We start from the raw sequence: 18595 nt of genomic DNA on the forward strand, positions 1-18595 counted from the left end.
GATTGTGGTCTAAACATGGGTCAACTTAGGGTGCAAATTTCCTGGAAAAGTGGGTCAGTTTTCAGTGCAATTCAACAGCACCGATCTAGCAAGATGCAAGACTTGCAAAAACACATCGCAATCAGCCTCATCAAGCTGCTCACCAGTGAAAAATATTGTGGCATCACTTCTACAAGCAAGCTTTGTATTTTCGTGCTGCGACCTCGCCCCACGCCCTATGGGAGCAAACAGATTGGAGCGCGCAAGGTGATTAGGCATCGCTCTTTGATGTTCCTCCCAGGGCGGGAGGTATGTCCGCGCCGGAACAGCGGCTGATCGAGCGAAGCTACGGTTTTCAATTTTGCGGAGTATCGCATCTGACCTGGCTCGATATTGCGCCCTGCGCAACGTATTGAGATCACCCAGGTCAGCTTCCCCCGCTAAAGAAGTCTCTAGGGGAATCAATCCTTCACTCCCATCAAGAATTGAGATTGCTGGTTTAGCAACTGCTGAACCTTCGTGGGCCTCCCACGCTTTGGAAGCTTTCTCGATGGGTGACTGACATCGCTCATACATTGCTGGTCGATGTACGCTGCAACATCGATCAACCGGAATAGACGTTTCCGGCCGATCTTGAAGGAAGGGATCGGGTACTGATTCTTGGACAACTTGTTACGGATGGTCTGCTCATGCTCGCTTGTGATCTCACTGAGCTCATGAACAGACAACGTGGGGGGATAGTGATTGCCGAGAAAATCGACAGTAGAAATTGATACCTGGAGCATCTGAACACCTTGTGTAAGGAGCCAACCCATTGGGTTGGCGTCACACGAGTCGTGTCCGGTGTCCCTCGCGCAAGTACGTCACGCGGCTTCACGGCTGTTCGTTTTATTTTCCCAAGCAAATGAATCCGCAGTTCTCGCAACCTGCTGATCCCACCTGCTCTCTCCAAGCGCTACCTTGGGGCCGTATCACATTAGCGTTGGCCGTCCCTGATCACGTATTTTTAAGCGGTCAAACCATCATGCTCGCACCTCATCCCATCGGCGCCATACCATGATGGATTTTTCATATGGCCGCCGTAAAACGAAGAAGAAGTTTGGCGAATTATAATCGCATGTACCGACTGTAGATCAAGCATTTTTTGCCCCAATTGCTTGTCCAAAATTTGTCCAAATCGGGACTGTGTTGATACGGTAGAATGAAAAATAATTGGATGTAATTGAAAATACCGAATCTCTCCCAAGCCTTTGTTTTCATTCTAAATTTATAAAAATTTAGCTTTGAAATCAAAGCTCTAGAATTTTCAGAATCGGCCTTCTAAGCCGTAGGTTAGGGGTTCGATTCCCTTAGGGCAGGCCAGTTTTCCCCTCCATCAGTTTCCCCGTCGTTGTCAGCCCTGCCCGCCCTGCTGGTAGATGTCCGGCCGCGAAATGTGCCAGACGAAGTCTCCCCGGTTGATCGCCTCGAAACCGCAGCGCGCGTACAGCCACGGCGCGGTCGACGTGGTCAGCATCACGCGGCGCAGCTTTTGCAGCGTCGGGTGCTGGTTGCAGGATTCGATCAGCCAGCGGCCCAGGCCGTGGCCGCGCAGGTCTTCGACCATGAACACGTCGCACAGGTAGCCGAAGGTGGCGTGGTCGGTCACCACGCGGGCGAAGCCGATCTGCTGGCTGCCGCGGTAGACGCCGAAGCACAGGCTGTTGGCGATGGCCGTGCGCACGGTGTTGAGGTCGATGCCGGGCGACCAGCTGGAGGCCGTCAGCACGCTATGGATCAGTGGAATGTCCAGCCGGTCGGGATCGGTGTCGATGAGGTAATCATCGCGCCGCCAGATCAGGTGTTGGCTCATGCTCTTCCCTTGTTTTGATGATTGTTGGAATGTTGTAGTGGAAACAGTTTAGCTTTTGCGCAAATGATGCGCCAGCGTCGGGGCCGCCGTGCAATCCGGGCGCGCTTGCCATCCAGGCAACATTGATTGCCCCACCGATGGCTTGAAACACCGCTTGCAATTCCGTTACACCTCCTGCGGCCGTCCTGGCCGACCATAGGATCACCGTTTTTGCGCCGGGTTTCGCATTGATGCGATGGAGACCTCAAATTCTACCGGCGCCGCATCCAACACAACTCAGGAGAGACGTCGTGAACAAGAAGACTCTGGCCTGGGCCGCCTGCCTGGTGTTTTCGCTGGTTTCCGGCATGCCCATGGCGCAGGCCCAATCGAATTATCCCGTTTATCCCACCGCCTCTTATACCCAGGAGCAGCTGGACCAGATGCTGGCGCCGGTGGCGCTGTACCCGGACTCGCTGCTGGCACAGGTGCTGATGGCCGCCACCTATCCGCTGGAAGTGGTGCAGGCGCAGCGCTTCGTCGAGGCCCGCCCCGGCTTGCAGGGCGACGGCCTGGCGCGCGCGGTGGCGCCGATGCCCTGGGACCCCAGCGTGAAGTCGCTGGTGCAGTTCCCCTCGGTGTTGGCAATGATGAACGACCGCCTGGACTGGACCCAGCAGCTGGGCCAGGCCTTCCTGGCGCAGCAGGGCTCGGTGATGGATACCGTGCAGGATCTGCGCGAGCGCGCCCAGGTGGCCGGCAGCTTGCAGTCCAGCCCGCAGCAGCGCGTGCTGGCCGATGACGGCCTGATCGTGATCGAGCCGATCAACCCGCAGGTGGTCTACGTGCCCTACTACAACCCGGTGGTGGTGTACGGCAGCTGGTGGTGGCCGTCGGCCCCGCCGATGGTGTGGACGCCGCCGCCGCGTTATCGTCCGCCGCATTACAGCCCGGGCGTGGCGGCCAGCATCAGCTTTGGCAGCGGCATCGGCGTGATGCGCGCAGCCTTCGGGGATGCGCGCCCGGACTGGCGCCAGCGTCAGGTGATGGTGACGCAGACGCGCATCACCAACGTGACCAACGACAACGTCACCAATAACGTGACGATCAATCGCAACGTGACCGTCAACCAGCGCCCGGTGGTGTGGCACCACGACGCCCGCTTCGGCGGCCCGCGTGCGCAAGCGGGACAGCGTCCGGGCCAGACCCCGCAGCAGGCCGGTGGCCGGCCGGAAGGACCGCGCGGCGCGCCGCCACAGCAGGCGCAGCAACAAGGCCAACCAGGCCCACAGGCGCATCCGGCAGCCCAGTTCGCCCCGCCGGCAGCGCAGCCGGGCCGCCCTGCCCCGCAACCCAATGCCCAGCAGCGGGTGGTGCAGCAAGACCAGGAACGCCAGCGTGAAGCGCGCGAGCAGCAACTGACGCAGACGCGTGAAGTCCAGGTGCAGCAACGCCAGCGTGAGCAACAGGCGCATGAGCAGCAACGCCAGCGCGAGCAGATGGTCAACGACCAGCAGCGTCAACGCGAACAGATGGCGCGCGACCAGCGGCAACAGCAGCAAGCCCAGGAGCGCAACGTGCAGCAACGCCAGCAGCAGATGCACGACATGCAGATGCAGCAGGCCCAGCAGGCGCGCGAACAGCAACATCAGGCGCAGCAGCAACAGCAGCAGCGCCAGCAACAGGAGCAAGCGCGTCAGCACCAGGAACAGGCGCGCCAGCAGCAGGATCAGGCTCGTCGCGAGCAGCAGGCGCGGCCGCCGCAGCATGATCGCCGCGACGAGCGGCGTGACGATGGCAAATAAGCCACGGCCCGCAAGCTGCCGGTTTGCGGCGGGCGGGGTTGCCTGCCGGAAAACCGGGCCGCCGACGGGTCGAATCGGCACCCCGGATCAGGTATAATCCTGCACTTTCCAGAGCTTTCCGAACATGCCGCGCGTGCCCGCCGGGCCACGCATGCAGGGCCATCAAGGGTTGGATTTTCCAGCCCTTTTTTCGTTGGCCTCCGTGACGGCAGCCAGTCCCGAACCGACAGATCCGACATGCAAGAACCCAACGACATCAACGACGCAGACGCAACTGCCGCCGCCGACGCCAATGACACCGGCAGCAGCCGCAAGGCCTCGACCGACCTGATCGCGCGCGAAGTGAAGCGCCGCCGCACCTTCGGCATCATCTCCCACCCTGACGCGGGTAAAACCACGCTGACCGAAAAGCTGCTGCTGTTCTCGGGCGCGATCCAGATGGCCGGCACCGTCAAGGCGCGCAAGAGCGCGCGCCATGCGACCTCGGACTGGATGGAGATTGAAAAGCAGCGCGGCATCTCGGTGGCCAGCTCGGTGATGCAGTTCGAATACCGCGACCACGTGGTGAACCTGCTCGACACCCCGGGCCACCAGGACTTCTCGGAAGACACCTACCGCGTGCTGACCGCGGTCGACTCGGCGCTGATGGTGATCGACGCCGCCAAGGGCGTGGAAGAGCAGACCATCAAGCTGCTCAACGTCTGCCGCATGCGCAACACGCCCATCATCACCTTCATGAACAAGCTGGACCGCGAAACCCGCGATCCGCTGGAACTGTTGGACGAGCTGGAGTCGGTGCTGAAGATCCAGTGCGCGCCGGTGACCTGGCCGATCGGCATGGGCAAGAATTTCCGTGGCGTATATCACCTGTTGCGCGACGAGATCATGCTGTTCAAGGCCGGCGAAGAGCGCGCCAACGGCAACGTGGAAATCATCAAGGGCATCGACAACCCCAAGCTGGCCGAGATGTTCCCGCTGGAGATCGAACAGCTGAAGATGGAAGTGGAGCTGGTGCACGGCGCCTCCCACCCCTTCAGCCTGGACGACTTCCTGGCCGGCGTGCAGACGCCGGTGTTCTTCGGTTCCGCGGTCAACAACTTCGGCGTGCGCGAGATCCTCGACGCGCTGCTGGACTGGGCGCCGGGCCCGGGCGGTCGCGATGCGACGGTGCGTGAGGTCAAGCCGGTGGAAGAGCCGTTCTCCGGTTTCGTGTTCAAGATCCAGGCCAACATGGACCCGGCGCACCGCGACCGCATCGCCTTCCTGCGCGTGTGCTCGGGCCGCTTCGAGCGCGGCATGAAGCTGAAGCACCTGCGCCTGAACCGCGACATCAAGGTGTCTTCGGTGGTGACCTTTATGGCATCGAGCCGCGAGCAGGTCGAAGAAGCCTACGCCGGCGACATCATCGGCCTGCCCAACCACGGCAACATGCAGATCGGCGACAGCTTCTCCGAGGGCGAGATGCTGCAGTTCACCGGCATCCCCTACTTCGCGCCGGACTTCTTCCGCGTCGCGCGCATCCGCAACCCGCTGAAGATCAAGCAGCTGCACAAGGGCCTGCAACAGCTGGGCGAGGAAGGCGCGGTGCAGGTGTTCAAGCCGGTCACCGGCAGCGACCTGATCCTGGGTGCGGTGGGCGTGCTGCAGTTCGAAGTGGTGGCGAGCCGCCTGCTGAACGAATACGGCGTGGACGCCGTGTTCGAAGGCACCAGCATCAGCAGCGCACGCTGGGTCACCTGCGACGACAAGAAGAAACTGGCCGACTTCGAACGCTCCTCCGCGGGCGCCAACCTGGCCACTGACGCCGCCGGCAACCTGGCTTACCTGGCCAGCTCGGGCGTGAACCTGCGCCTGACTCAGGAGCGCTGGCCTGAGGTGGTGTTCCATGCCACGCGCGAGCACGCGGCCAAGCTGGATTGAGCTGCATCGTGATGCATTGAAAACGCCCGGTCAGGCTTGGTCTGACCGGGCGTTTTTTATCATTCTCCCTGCACCGCTCCCGCACTTCACCCTTCACCGTCGTCCCGGCGCAGGCCCGGATCCAGTATCGTCCGTTGTATCCAGATGCCGCCGGTGGAGCTCAACGAACGACACTGGGTCCCTGCTTTCGCAGGGACGACACGGCGTTGATGATCAAGCGCGATGCGATGGACTGAACTACCGCAGAAAGACGACTGGCGGCGTTAGGTGATCAAGGGCAATACGATGAACCGTTCAGTCGGTGTCAATTTGTCTGCCGTCGCCGTTGCGACATCTGCGCGATACTGCTGGCCCTCTCACCCCGCCGTCATCCCGGCGCGGGCTGGGATCCAGCGTCGTCCGTTGTATCCAGCTGCCGCTGGTGGAGCGCAGCGAACGACACTGGGCGCCTGCTTTCGCAGGGACGACGGCGCCGATGATCAGGCGCAATGTGATGGGCCAACCGGCCGGCGGCGGGCGACAGACGGCGTCAAATGATCAAGCGTGATGAGATAGATTGGCCGCCCCCCCTGATCCCATGCTCCGTCGCTCCTGCGAAAGCAGGAGCCCAGTGGCGTTTTTTCTCGTAGCGTACTTGCATGGGGTGTAAGTACGCACCAAACAAAAAAGCCGACCAAAAGGTCGGCTTTTTTACTTGCGGAAATCGACAGCTTACTTGGCAGCCTTCTTGAAGGCTTCCACGCCCGCCAGGATTTCTTCGCGGGCGGCGTCCGGGCCTTCCCAGCCTTCAACCTTGACCCACTTGCCCTTTTCCAGGTCCTTGTAGTGCTCGAAGAAGTGCTTGATCTGGTTCAGGCGCAGTTCGTTCAGGTCTTCCGGCTTTTGCCAGTGGGTGTAGATCGGCAGGATCTTGTCGACCGGCACGGCCAGCAGCTTGGCGTCGATGCCCGACTCGTCGCTCATCTTCAGCACGCCGATGGGACGGCAGCGCACCACCACGCCCGGGATCAGCGGGAACGGGGTGATCACCAGCACGTCGACCGGGTCGCCGTCTTGCGACAGGGTCTGGGGGATGTAGCCATAGTTGCACGGGTAGTGCATGGCGGTACCCATGAAGCGGTCGACGAAGATCGCGCCGGTGTCCTTGTCCACTTCGTACTTGATCGGATCGGCGTTCATCGGGATTTCGATGATCACGTTGAAGTCATTCGGCAGGTCGCGGCCGGAGGGGACGTTGTTCAGGCTCATGGGATTCTCACTAAGGGGAAAGAAAACAGAAAAGCGGAATTCTGGATCGCGCAACTCTACGAATAAAGCGTCGGAATACGCAGAAAGCGGCAATTATAGCGGCATTCTGGCCCGCGCCCGCCCTTCCCCGCGGAAAAGCTCATCAGCAGCGTTTCTACGCATCAAGGCGAGTCGAGCACCTACCCGTACGATCCAGCGACTGCCGCCAACATAGCGGCGGCAACTTACGCCAGCATGACGGCGCCGGCAGGCGACAAAAAAGGCGGAAGGGCCGGGGCCGCTTCCGCCTTTGTCAGGATCCCGGCGATTTGGTTCAGCGAATGGCGGTCGCCAGCGCGCACTGCTTGTAGTGGGCTGCGGCTTTTTCAGGCTGGTCCAGCGCCTCGTGCAGCTGGGCCAGGGCCAGGTGCGACTCGCGCACGGTGCGCGGCTCGATGGCGTCCGACAGGGCCTGCTCCAGGTGGCGCTGGGCCTTGCCCCACAGCTTCTGGCGCAGGCAGAACATGCCCAGCGTCAGCGCCAGCTCGGCGTCGGTCGGGTTCTTGGCCAGCCAGGCTTCGCAATGCTCGATCTGCACCAGCAGCGCGGCCGAACCGGCCTCGGCGGTCGATTCGCGGTACGCGCGCAGCAGGCGGATGTCCCAGTCGGCGGCCAGCGCGCGCTCCAGCAGGGTGCGCGCCTCGTCGTGCAGGCCGCGGCTGGAGAAGGCGTGGGCCGCACGCGCGGCAATGAAGGGCTTGAGCTTGTCGGCGCTGGGCACGCCGGACCACAGCAGGCGGATCGACTCGGCGTCGTGCGAGCGGTCCGACATCAGGGCATCGTAAGACATCTCGCGCAGGCGGTTCGACAGCGCCGGATGCAGCGCATTGCGCTTGTCCAGCGTCTGCACCAGGCGCAGCACCTCGGGCCAGTTCTTGGCTTGCTGGTTGGCCTTCAATGCCCATTGCAGCGCCTGGATGTGACGGGTGCCATTGGCGTTGAGTTCTTCAACGGTTTCCAGCGCCTGCTTGAAGTGGTGCTCGTCGACCTGCAGCTCCAGCGCGGTCATCAGGCGCGCGGCCTTCAGGCTCGGATCGACTTCGGTGCTGGCCAGCCAGATGTCGCGACGGTCGCCCTGGCGCATGCGGTGGGCGGCGCGCGCGCCGATCAGGGCGGCGATGCCGGCGTTGTCGACCAGGTCGGAGGCTTGCGTGGCCGACTTTTCAGCCTGGCCGAAGCGACCTTCGAAGTAGGCCTTGAGCGAGTCGCGCAGGGCCTTGTTGCTTTCATTCTCGCGCTTGGCGCGGCGATAGGCGATCACGCGGCCGGGCAGCTTCTGCGTCAGGCGCACGGCGCGGATGACGACGTAGATCGCCAGGAACAGCGCCAGCACCAGGAAGATGAAGAAGTTCAGCGAGAGGTCGATGCGGTACGGCGGGTAGAACAGCACCACGTTGCCGGGATTGAAGCGCGCCAGCACGGCCAGGCCGATGGCGGACGCGAACAGGGTAAGAAGCCAGAGCAGAATTTTCATATCGCTATCCCGTCTGCGCTCAACGACGTGCTTTGTAGTTGCGCACCGCGTTCAGGCTCTCGGCCAGCGTCGGCATCTGGATGGCCAGGTTGCTGCCCTGCACCTGCTTCAACAGCGACTGCGTGGTCTGCACTTGCTTGGCGCGGGTGTCGAAGTACTTGGCGATGGTGTCCTGGGCCGCCGACAAGTCGTTGCGGAAGGCGAACTCGTTGCGCGAGAGCAGCGCCAGGCGCGCGTTCAGCAAACGCAGCTTGAGGTTCTCGCGCACGAAGTAGGCCTGGCCCGGCGACAGCAGGATCGCCTCGGGCGTTTGCACTTCGCGGATACGCACCAGCTGGCGCAGCTCGGCCAGCATCTCGGTGCTCATGCTTTGCCAGGTGTCCTGCGCGCCGGCCAGCCATTGCGACCAGGCCGAAGGCTCGACAGCCGGCGCGGCGTCGGCCTTGCCCTTGGCGGGCTTGGCGTTGGAGGCCTTCACGGGTGCGGGTTGCGGCGCCATGCGCGGCTTGGGTTCGCTGGCCGACTCGACCGGCTTCTCATCCACCAGCAGCGGCATGTTGTCGACCTGGCCGATGGCGCTGTCCAGGCGCACGGCGATGCCGGCGATGTCGACCTGCGGCAGCGCCTTCAGGCGGTCGATGTCACGCGCGATGGCGCGGCGGATGGCGATGAATTGCGGCTTGTCGGAGCGCGACAGGCTCTTGTCGGCGTTCTGCAGCGCGATCAGTGCACCCTGCACGTTGCCGGCCAGTTCCAGCTGCTGGTCGGCGGTCGACAGCACTTCCTCGATCTCGGAGAGCGCCCAGTCGTCGCGGTTCTTGTTCAGGTCCTGGTACATCTGCTCCAGCGCCAGCTGCTGGCTCTGGGACTCGGCCTGTTTGCTGTCGAGCACGCTGACCTTGGATTGCAGTTCCTTGGTGCTTTCCTGCACTGTCTTCAGGACGCCCTTGAGCTCGTTGTTGCTGTTGTCGCCCGTCTGCAGGCGCTGCGCGACTTCACCGCGCAGCTCGCGCAGTTCGGTGCGCGACAGCCACCACTGGGCGGCCAGGGCGACGATCACCAGCAGCAACAGGATGGTCAGTATGCGCTGGCGGCGGCGCAGGGGCGCGGTGCCGTCCGGGGCCGATGAATAGAAAGTGGGAGCCGACGTGTTGCTGTAGCTCGCCTCCGGCTTGGTCTCCGGCAGATTGGACTCTGGTGTGGATTGCTGTTCGGTCATGGGCAGGATTGTAACGCGGCAAGTAGTCGTTCGTCGCCCGAACCGGTCAGGGTTACCGCACAAAAGCCCAGCGACTGGGCGACCTGCGCGATCCTGTGGTGCGAGACGAAGATCCGTTGTCGTTGCAGTTTTACCACACGATCATCGCCTCCGGCTAGTCTTGTCATCTCGAGCAAATTGCGCAAGGCCTCGGAACTGGTGACCACCCAGTCCGCGCCGTCATCGGCCAAAGCCAGCAAGCGCGCGCGATTGCGCTCATCCAGCGGGGGTGCCAGACGGCGGTAGGCGGTCACGTGCTCAACGGCCACACCCTGCTCTTGCAGGGCATCGCTGAGGAAGTCGCGCCCGCTCTGCCCGCGCACGATCAACGCGCGTTTGCCGCGCAACTGCGCCAGCGGCAAAGTCTTGAGCAGCTCTTCGGAATCCATCTTGCCTTCGCCCTGCGGCGCGAAGATGCGGGCATTGCCCTCATCCACGCCATGCGCGCGCAAGGCAACGCGGCTGCCTTCGCCGACGATGCCGATGGGCAGTCCGCCGGGCCAGGCCGGGATGAAGCGAAACGCAGCGTCGATCGCGTTGGGGCTGACGAACACCACCAGCGCAAACTGATCCAGGCGCGCCAGCGCAGCCTGCAGTTCGGTGGCGTCCGCCACCGGTTCGATGACCAGCAAGGGGAATATCTCGGCGCGCCGCCCCAGCGCTTCCACGCGCGAGGCAAACGGTTGCGCCTGCTGCAGCGGCCGCGTCACCACGACCGGCACAGCGTGCGCAACAAGATCAGGTCGATTCGACATCGGCCTGCGCCTTGCAGGCGGCGAGGATGGCGTCGGCGTCCCTGGCCTTGAGCAGGTCGGCCACCTGTTCACCCAGCGCTTCGGGCGCATCGACCGAACCCTCGGCCTCGGCAGCGGCGCTGCGGCTGCCATCTGGAGTGGCGATCATGGCGCGCAGGTGCACGCGGTGTCCGTCCACGGTGGCGTAGGCGGCCAGCGGAATCTGGCAGCTGGCGCCGAAGATGCGCGAAACCGAACGTTCGGCGGCCGAGGCCACGGCGGCGGTGTCGTCGTGCAGCGGCGCCAGCAGGCGGCGGATGTCTTCACGGCCGGCCGGGATCTCGATGGCCAGCGTGCCCTGCCCCGGCGACGGCAGGCTTTGTTCGGGCGCCAGCCAGGCGCGGATGCGCTGCTTCAGGCCCAGGCGGTTCAGGCCGGCGACCGCCAGGATGATGGCGGCGTAGTCGCCGCGGTCGAGCTTGGCCAGGCGAGTGTCCAGATTGCCGCGCAGCGGCTTGACCACCAACTGCGGATACCGCGCGGTGATCATGGCCTGGCGGCGCAGGCTGCTGGTGCCGATAATGGCGCCGGCCGGCAGCGCGTCCAGTGAGTCATAGTCGTTGGAGACGAAGGCGTCGCGCGGGTCTTCACGCTCCAGGATCGCGGCCAGCTCGAACCCTTCCGGCAGCTCCATCGGCATGTCCTTGAGGCAATGCACGGCGAGGTCGGCGCGGCCTTCGGCCATCGCCACTTCCAGCTCCTTCACGAACAGGCCCTTGCCGCCCACCTTGGACAGCGTGCGATCGAGGATCTGGTCGCCGCGGGTGGTGGTTCCGAGGATACTGATGCTGCACTGCGGATATAATGTTTTGATCCGGTCGCGCACGTACTCCGCCTGCCACATGGCAAGACGGCTTTCACGCGAGACGATGACGATTTTGGAAGGAGGAAATTCTTTCAAGACGGGCTTTCCGATTCAGTCGTGGCACCCGCGGCAGAGGAGACAAAGGAAAGCAGGCGGCCGGCGATTGCAGACTGAAAATAATTAGACAGAGACAAAAATATCGCAGCAAATTCTAGCACGCAGCATCTGGCAGTCCGATCCACAAGCACGACTTTCTCCCTCGAAAACCGCAGCAAACGTTGATCATGGCAACTACAAATCAAACTAAACGCAGTGCCCGCTCCGCTTCCCCATCCACTTCCGTTTCCCGTCCCGCCGACGCCAAGGGCGCAGCCGCCGGCAAAGCCGTGCGCGGCGCCGACAAGGACGCCCCGCTCAAAGAAGACATCCGCCTGCTCGGCCGCCTGCTGGGCGAGGTGGTGCGCGAGCAGGAAGGCGACGACGTCTTCAACGTGGTGGAAACCATCCGCCAGACCGCCGTGCAGTTCCGCCGCGAGTCCGATGCCAAGGCCGGCGCGGAGCTCGACAAGCTGCTGAAAAAACTGACCCGCGACCAGACCAATTCGGTGGTGCGCGCCTTCTCGTATTTCTCGCACCTGGCCAACATCGCCGAGGACCAGCATCACAACCGCCGCCGCCGCGCCCACCTGCTGGCAGGTTCGGCCGCGCAGCCGGGCAGCGTGGCCTATGCGCTGTCGCGCCTGGATGACGCCGGCGTGTCCGGCGCGCAGGTGCGCAACTTCCTCAAGGATTCGCTGGTGTCGCCGGTGCTGACCGCGCACCCGACCGAGGTGCAGCGCAAAAGCATCCTGGATGCCGAGCGCGAGATCGCCCGCCTGGTGGCCGAGCGCGACAATCCGCTGACGCCCAAGGAACTGCGCCACAACACCGAGCTGCTGCGCGCGCGCATCGCCACGCTGTGGCAGACGCGCATGCTGCGCTACACCAAGCTGACGGTGGCCGACGAGATCGAGAACGCCCTCTCCTACTACCGCATCACCTTCCTGCGTGAGCTGCCGGCGCTGTACGACGACGTCGAAGCCGAGATCGACAGCCAGTTCCCCGCACGCGGCAAGTCGCGCGCGGCGCCCGAGCTGCCGCCCTACCTGCAGATGGGCAGCTGGATCGGCGGCGACCGCGACGGCAACCCCAACGTCAACGCCGGCACCATGCAGCACGCGCTCAAGCGCCAGTCGGCCACGATCTTCGACTATTACCTGGAAGAAGTGCACACGCTGGGCGCCGAGCTGTCGATTTCCACCCTGATGGTGGACGCCAGCCCCGAGCTGCTGGCGCTGGCCGAAGCCTCGCCCGACCACTCCGACCACCGCGCCGACGAGCCCTACCGCCGCGCGCTGATCGGCGTCTACGCGCGCCTGGCGGCGACTGCCCGCGCGCTGGGCGTGGTCAACATCCTGCGCCAGGAAGTGGGTGCGGCCGCGCCCTACGACGCGCCGGCCGACTGTGTGGTCGAACTCGAGGTGCTGGTGGCCTCACTGCTGGCCAACCACGGCGCCGCATTGATCAAGCCGCGCCTGGCGGGCCTAAAGCGCGCGGTCGAGATCTTCGGCTTCCACCTGGCCACGCTGGACATGCGCCAGAGCTCGGACATCCACGAACGCGTACTGGCCGAACTGTTTGCCAAGTCCCAGGTCGAGGCCGACTACGCCGGTCTCACCGAAGAGCGCAAGATCGCGCTGCTGCTGGGCGAACTGGCCAAGCCGCGGCTGCTGTATTCGCCTTACCTGCACTACAGCGACGAGACCAATTCCGAGCTGGAGATCCTGCGCACCGCGCGTGAGATCCGTCGCCGCTACGGCGAACGCGCCATCCGCAACTACATCATCTCGCACACCGAGACCCTGTCCGACCTGATCGAAGTGCTGCTGCTGCAGAAGGAAACCGGCCTGCTGCACATCGAAGGCAACCAGTTGAAGGAACTGGAGCTGATGGTGATACCGCTGTTCGAGACCATCCCCGACCTGCGCTGCGCCGCCGACATCATGCGCGGCTGGCTGACGCTGCCGCAGGTCAAGCCGCTGATCACCAGACAGGGCAAGCTGCAGGAAGTGATGCTGGGCTATTCGGACTCCAACAAGGACGGCGGCTTCCTGACCTCCAACTGGGAGCTGTACAAGGCCGAGAACCAGCTGGTGGCGCTGTTCGACGAGGCCGGCGTCAAGCTGCGCCTGTTCCACGGTCGCGGCGGCACCGTCGGTCGCGGCGGCGGCCCCAGCTACCAGGCCATCCTGGCGCAGCCGCCGGGCACCGTGAACGGTCAGATCCGCCTGACCGAACAGGGCGAGATCATCGCCTCCAAATTCTCCAACCCGGAAATCGGCCGCCGCAACCTGGAGCTGCTGGTGGCCGCCACGCTGGAAGCCAGCCTGATGCCGACCGTCGGCGACGGCAAGGAAGCCAGGAAGATCGCCGAGTTCGAGCGCGTGATGGAGGAACTGTCGGAGCGCGCCTATCGCGCCTACCGCAACCTGGTCTACGAGACACCGGGCTTCACCGACTACTTCTTCGCCGCCACCCCGATCGCCGAGATCGCGCAGTTGAACATCGGCTCGCGCCCGGCATCGCGCAAGGCGACCCAGCGCATCGAGGATTTGCGCGCGATTCCCTGGGGCTTCTCGTGGGGCCAGTGCCGCCTGCTGTTCCCGGGTTGGTACGGCTTCGGCAGCGCGGTCTCGGGCTGGCTGGCCGACACCGGCAACGCCAAGGAAACGGCCAAGCGCCTGGCTACGCTGAAGGCCATGTGTAAGGAGTGGCCGTTCTTCGCGGCGCTGCTGTCAAACATGGACATGGTGCTGTCCAAGACCGACCTGGCGGTGGCCTCGCGCTACGCCGGCCTGGTGGCCGACCGCAAGCTGCGCAACACCATCTTCGGCCGCATCACCGACGAGCACGAGCGCACCAGCGCCCTGCTGTCGCAGATCACCGGCAGCAAGGATCGCCTGGCGGCCAACCCGCTCTTGGCGCGCTCGATCAAGAACCGCTTCGCCTACCTCGATCCGCTGAACCACTTGCAGGTCGAGCTGATCAAGCGTCACCGCGCCACCATCGCGGCCAAGCGCACGCCGGAAGAACGCGTGCAACGCGGCATCCACCTGACCATCAACGGCGTCGCCGCCGGTTTGCGCAACACCGGCTGAGCCGCGGTTGCGATCAGGCATGCAAGCCCCGCCGGAGTCTTCCGGCGGGGTTTCTTTATTGCGGCGCGGAAATTCAGGAAAAAGATGATACGTAACGTCTCAAGATGCGGGTTAGCATGCCGATAACCTATGATCAGGATGGCATTTGACCGGCCGACAATTGTGTTGCGCCGGCCGGACAGGCGATGCCGCTTCCTGCGCTGGATCAGTTTTTTGCACCGCAAAAATGACGTTTGCCCGACATGCGCGGGCTTCATTTTGTAAAATTGAACCTCAACAAGGATTACACCGCAGCCGCCGCACGCCGGACATGGCCTCTTGTCGAAGAGCCAAGATCCCGGGCAAGGGGCTCCGTCGAGAACGGCGGCGCGGAGTTCGACACGGGGAATCACACACACATGCGTATCCGGGGAAAATCTCTCGTTTCGTTTTGCATCGGCGCCCTCTTCATCGCCGCAACGACGCTCGTCCATGCCGCGCCCAATTCGGCGCCGCCGCCACCGCTGCAAGCCCAGCGCGTCTCGCTGACCAGCGTCGACGGCAAGGGCGGCCGCGCTACCTCGCTGTACGGCGTCTGGATCAAGTCGCGCAAGTCGCTCGCCGCCGATCGCGGCGGCAAGTTCCCGACCGTGATCGCGCTGCATGGCTGCGGCGGCCTGTACAGCATGGTGCGCGACGGCAAGGGTGAATTCACGCCGCGCCACCTGGCGATGGCCCGCGTGCTGACCGACGCCGGCTACAACGTACTGTTCCCGGACAGCTTCACCCCGCGCGGTCGCCGCTCGACCTGCCAGGACACCTTGGCCCAGCGTGAAGCCAGCGCCATGAACCGTCGCTATGACGTACAGGCGGCGCTGCACTGGGTCGGCACCCAGAAGGACGTGGACATGTCGCGCGTGGTCCTGCTGGGCTGGTCGCATGGCGCCTCCACCCTGCTGGCCTCGCTGAACCTGGCCGACACCGACGTCGCCGTGCGCAAGGTGCAGCCGCGCGCGGCCGTGGCCTTCTATCCGGATTGCCGTCCCTACGCCAAGCCCAGCGAGCCGTTCAAGCCGGCCGCGCCGCTGCTGATCCTGATGGGCGAGAACGACGACTGGACGCCGCCGCAGGCTTGCGAAGCGATGGAAAAGAAGATGACCGGCAGCGATACCGAGATCGCCCTGCGCCTATATCCGGATACCTACCATGACTTCGACGCGCCCGGCATGCCGGTGCACGTGCGCATGGACATCGCCGGCATCGGCAAGCGCGGCGAAGGCGTAACCAGCGGCGCCAACCCCGAGGCGCGCGACCAGGCCTATCGTTCGATGCTGAACTTCCTCGATGCCAAGCTGAATTACTGATCACGCCAAGGCACGCACTCAAACGCGTGCAAGCGCAGTCAGCCAAACAAAAATGCCGGCCACTTTCGTGAACCGGCATTTTTGTTTGGACCCGCGCAGGGCGGGCCCGGGATCACCAGCGCGGAGGATCAGTTGATCAGTTCCTGCATGCCCTCACCCAGCTCCGCCAGCGGCGGCATTTCATCGGTGATGTCGCTGAACTTCACGCCCAGCTTGTCGGCCACATCCGACGGGAAGGTCGACTCCAGCTCGTCGGCGGAGTACTTGTTCTCTTCCGCACGGGCGCGCCATGCCGCCAGGTGCACGATGGCGGCGAACACGTCGAACTTGCCTTCCAGCGGCTGCGGGAAGGCCTTGATGACGGCCGAGAACTCTTCGGGGAAGCGCCAGCGCTTGGCCAGCTCGGCGCCGACGTCGGAGAAGTCGTAGCCGAAGGACTTGCGTTCCACATCCAGGCGACGCGCATCCAGCGGGCCGGCGACCTTGTCCACCTGCAGCGCCTGCTCCGGCATGCCGGCATGCATCACCAGCTGGCCGATGGCGTGCATCAGGCCGACGGTGAAGGCGAAATCGGAGTTCACCTTGACCCGCTTGGCGAGCCACTTGGCGACGATCGCGGTGTCCAGGCTGTAACGCCAGAACAGTTTCAGGTCCACGCCCGGCAGCTTCTTGAAACTGCCGGCCATGCCGGTGGAGACCACCAGCGTGCGCACGGTCATGAAACCCAGCATCAGCACGGCGTCTTCGACGGTACCGATGGTGCGCGAGACGTGGTAGTACGAGGAATTGGCCAGGCGCAGGATCTTGGCGCTGAGCACCTGGTCCGCGGCCAGTTTCTTGCCGATCTCTTCGATGGAGACGGATTCGTTGTTGAAGCTTTCGATGACTTCCTGCACCACCTTGGGAATGCTTGGCAGTGCGGTTTGCTGCTGAAACAGTGCTTCCAAATTCATGACCTTCTCTCCTATAAGACGACCCCCAAAACATCTATCTTCAGCACTTCTGACTTAACTTTTCCGGTTGATTACCGGGTCAGTCATCGCCATTCGAGTATAGCGGCTTGATTTGCCAATCGGGCAAGCTTTTTCTGCTTTGCGGAAGAGACTGCACAGAAACAACAAGCGTAAATAATGCCTCATGGAAACTGCATGAATTCGCAGCTCATCGCTGGGCGTGAGACGGCTTCCCGGGCAATGGAAAAAGCATGCGCGCCACAGCGCGGCGGATGCGAAAAAACCGCATTGCTCAGCATTTCCGGCTGCGAGGGAATACCTTGGCGCTGCTGCGCTTGCTATAATCGCCCATTCTCCGGAATTCCCTATATGACAGACCAATTTTCGAAAAAGAGCGAAGCCTGGTCGGCTCGCTTTTCTGAACCCGTTTCCGATCTCGTCAAGCGTTACACCGCATCGGTCTTCTTCGACAACCGCCTGGCCCAGGTCGACATCCAGGGCTCGCTCGCGCACGCCGAGATGCTGGCCCACCAGGGCATCATCAGCGCGGCCGACTACGCCGAGATCCAGCGCGGCATGGCCCAGATCAAGGGCGAAATCGACGCCGGTAAGTTCGAATGGCTACTGGACCTGGAAGACGTCCACCTGAACATCGAGAAGCGCCTGACCGAACTGGTCGGCGACGCCGGCAAGCGCCTGCACACCGGCCGCTCGCGCAACGACCAGGTCGCCACCGACATCCGCCTCTACATGCGCGGCGCCGTGGACGACATCATCGGCCTGCTGCGCGAACTGCGCAGCGCGCTGCTGGACCTGGCCGAGCAACACGCCGACGTCATCCTGCCGGGCTTCACCCACATGCAGGTGGCGCAGCCGATCACCTTCGGCCACCACGTACTGGCCTACGTCGAGATGTTCGGCCGCGACGCCGAGCGCATGGCTGATGCCCGTAAGCGCATCAACCGCCTGCCGCTGGGCGCGGCGGCTCTCGCCGGCACCACCTTCCCGATCGACCGCCTGCGCGTGGCCAAGACCTTGGGCTTCGACGACGTCTGCCGCAACTCGCTGGACGCCGTCTCCGACCGCGACTTCGCCATCGAATTCTGCGCCGCCGCTGCGCTGGTGATGACCCACATCTCGCGCATGTCCGAAGAGCTGGTGATCTGGATGAGCCCGCGCGTGGGCTTCATCGACATCGCCGACCGCTTCTGCACCGGTTCGTCGATCATGCCGCAGAAGAAGAACCCCGACGTGCCCGAGCTGGCGCGCGGCAAGACCGGCCGCGTCAACGGCCACCTGATTTCCCTGCTGACCCTGATGAAGGGCCAGCCGCTGGCCTACAACAAGGACAACCAGGAAGACAAGGAACCGCTGTTCGACACCGTCGACACGCTGACCGACACCCTGCGCATCTTCGCCGACATGGCGCGCGGCATCACCGTCAAGCCGGACGCCATGCGCGCCGCCGCGCTGCAGGGCTACGCCACCGCCACCGACCTGGCCGACTACCTGGTCAAGAAGGGCTTGCCCTTCCGCGACGCCCACGAAGCCGTCGCGCACGCGGTACGTACCTGCGTGGACAAGGGTTGCGACCTGGCCGACCTGTCGCTGGACGAACTGCGCGCCTTCTCGTCGCTGGTCGGCGAGGACGTGTTTGACGTATTGACGCTGGAAGGCTCGGTCGCCGCGCGCGACCACATCGGCGGCACCGCGCCCAACCAGGTGCGCGCGGCCATCGCGCATATTCGTAACGAACTGAAGTAAGCACCACCCGCCGTTCCCTCGGGAGCGGTCATTCGCATGCCGCGTCGGCGCGCCTTACCCGGGCGCGCCGGCGCGGGTTGTCAAAGCCGGCGCCAGCAGCTTTTTGAGTTATGCTGTGCCGGCTGTATCGAAAGAGGCCGCACAACGGTCTTCAGAGGATGGAGCACAAGTCCCGTTATCCCGGG

At 63.7% G+C, this 18595-nt stretch carries 13 protein-coding genes; 6 read left to right on the forward strand and 7 right to left on the reverse strand.

The window, feature by feature from the left end:
- On the forward strand, positions 1-315 hold a 315-nt coding region (locus J8I26_RS15735; RefSeq protein WP_209608057.1), incomplete at its 5' end, for a hypothetical protein.
- A 1057-nt stretch (positions 316-1372) separates the two neighbouring features.
- Here J8I26_RS15735 and J8I26_RS15745 read toward each other — a convergent pair.
- Positions 1373-1831: a GNAT family N-acetyltransferase gene (locus J8I26_RS15745; protein WP_209608059.1), complete on the reverse strand. Its 459-nt coding sequence runs from the start codon at positions 1829-1831 to the stop codon at positions 1373-1375.
- Between the two features lie 290 nt (positions 1832-2121).
- Between J8I26_RS15745 and J8I26_RS15750 the strand changes: the two genes are divergently transcribed.
- Positions 2122-3615, forward strand: a complete 1494-nt coding sequence (locus tag J8I26_RS15750; RefSeq protein ID WP_209608060.1) for a DUF3300 domain-containing protein — start codon at positions 2122-2124, stop codon at positions 3613-3615.
- A gap of 237 nt (positions 3616-3852) precedes the next feature.
- Entirely contained in the window at positions 3853-5535 is a 1683-nt protein-coding gene (locus J8I26_RS15755; protein ID WP_209608061.1) for a peptide chain release factor 3, read from the forward strand.
- Positions 5536-6246: 711 nt separating this feature from the next.
- Here J8I26_RS15755 and ppa read toward each other — a convergent pair.
- The 5 genes from ppa to hemC all read right to left on the reverse strand — a co-directional run bounded on the left by ppa (position 6247) and on the right by hemC (position 11249).
- Entirely contained in the window at positions 6247-6783 is a 537-nt protein-coding gene (ppa, locus tag J8I26_RS15760; protein ID WP_209608062.1) for an inorganic diphosphatase, read from the reverse strand.
- 313 nt (positions 6784-7096) lie between these two features.
- Positions 7097-8296 carry a heme biosynthesis protein HemY gene (locus J8I26_RS15765; protein WP_209608063.1) on the reverse strand — a complete coding sequence of 400 codons (1200 nt, stop codon included), beginning with the start codon at positions 8294-8296 and terminating at the stop codon, positions 7097-7099.
- 19 nt (positions 8297-8315) lie between these two features.
- A complete protein-coding gene (locus tag J8I26_RS15770; RefSeq protein ID WP_209608064.1) occupies positions 8316-9515 on the reverse strand; it encodes a uroporphyrinogen-III C-methyltransferase in 1200 nt (399 codons plus the stop codon).
- A complete protein-coding gene (locus tag J8I26_RS15775; RefSeq protein ID WP_209608065.1) occupies positions 9512-10309 on the reverse strand; it encodes a uroporphyrinogen-III synthase in 798 nt (265 codons plus the stop codon). Before J8I26_RS15775 ends, J8I26_RS15770 begins: the two co-directional genes overlap by 4 nt.
- Positions 10293-11249, reverse strand: coding sequence for a hydroxymethylbilane synthase (hemC, locus tag J8I26_RS15780; protein WP_209608066.1), 957 nt, complete (start codon positions 11247-11249; stop codon positions 10293-10295). Before hemC ends, J8I26_RS15775 begins: the two co-directional genes overlap by 17 nt.
- A gap of 188 nt (positions 11250-11437) precedes the next feature.
- On the opposite strand from hemC, the gene ppc reads away from it, so the two are divergent.
- Together ppc and J8I26_RS15790 are read left to right on the forward strand one after the other, a co-directional pair.
- Positions 11438-14350 (forward strand): phosphoenolpyruvate carboxylase, encoded by a 2913-nt coding sequence (gene ppc / locus J8I26_RS15785; protein ID WP_209608067.1) that lies wholly within the window; start codon positions 11438-11440, stop codon positions 14348-14350.
- A 398-nt stretch (positions 14351-14748) separates the two neighbouring features.
- Entirely contained in the window at positions 14749-15693 is a 945-nt protein-coding gene (locus J8I26_RS15790) for a dienelactone hydrolase family protein (RefSeq protein ID WP_209608068.1), read from the forward strand.
- Positions 15694-15821: 128 nt separating this feature from the next.
- Here J8I26_RS15790 and J8I26_RS15795 read toward each other — a convergent pair whose 3' ends face one another.
- A complete protein-coding gene (locus J8I26_RS15795; protein WP_209608069.1) occupies positions 15822-16646 on the reverse strand; it encodes an HDOD domain-containing protein in 825 nt (274 codons plus the stop codon).
- 369 nt (positions 16647-17015) lie between these two features.
- On the opposite strand from J8I26_RS15795, the gene argH reads away from it, so the two are divergent.
- A complete protein-coding gene (gene argH, locus J8I26_RS15800; RefSeq protein WP_209608070.1) occupies positions 17016-18410 on the forward strand; it encodes an argininosuccinate lyase in 1395 nt (464 codons plus the stop codon).
- Positions 18411-18595: the final 185 nt, after the last annotated feature.

The organism is Herbaspirillum sp. LeCh32-8, from assembly GCF_017814915.1.
Taxonomy (GTDB): Bacteria; Pseudomonadota; Gammaproteobacteria; order Burkholderiales; family Burkholderiaceae_D; genus Herbaspirillum.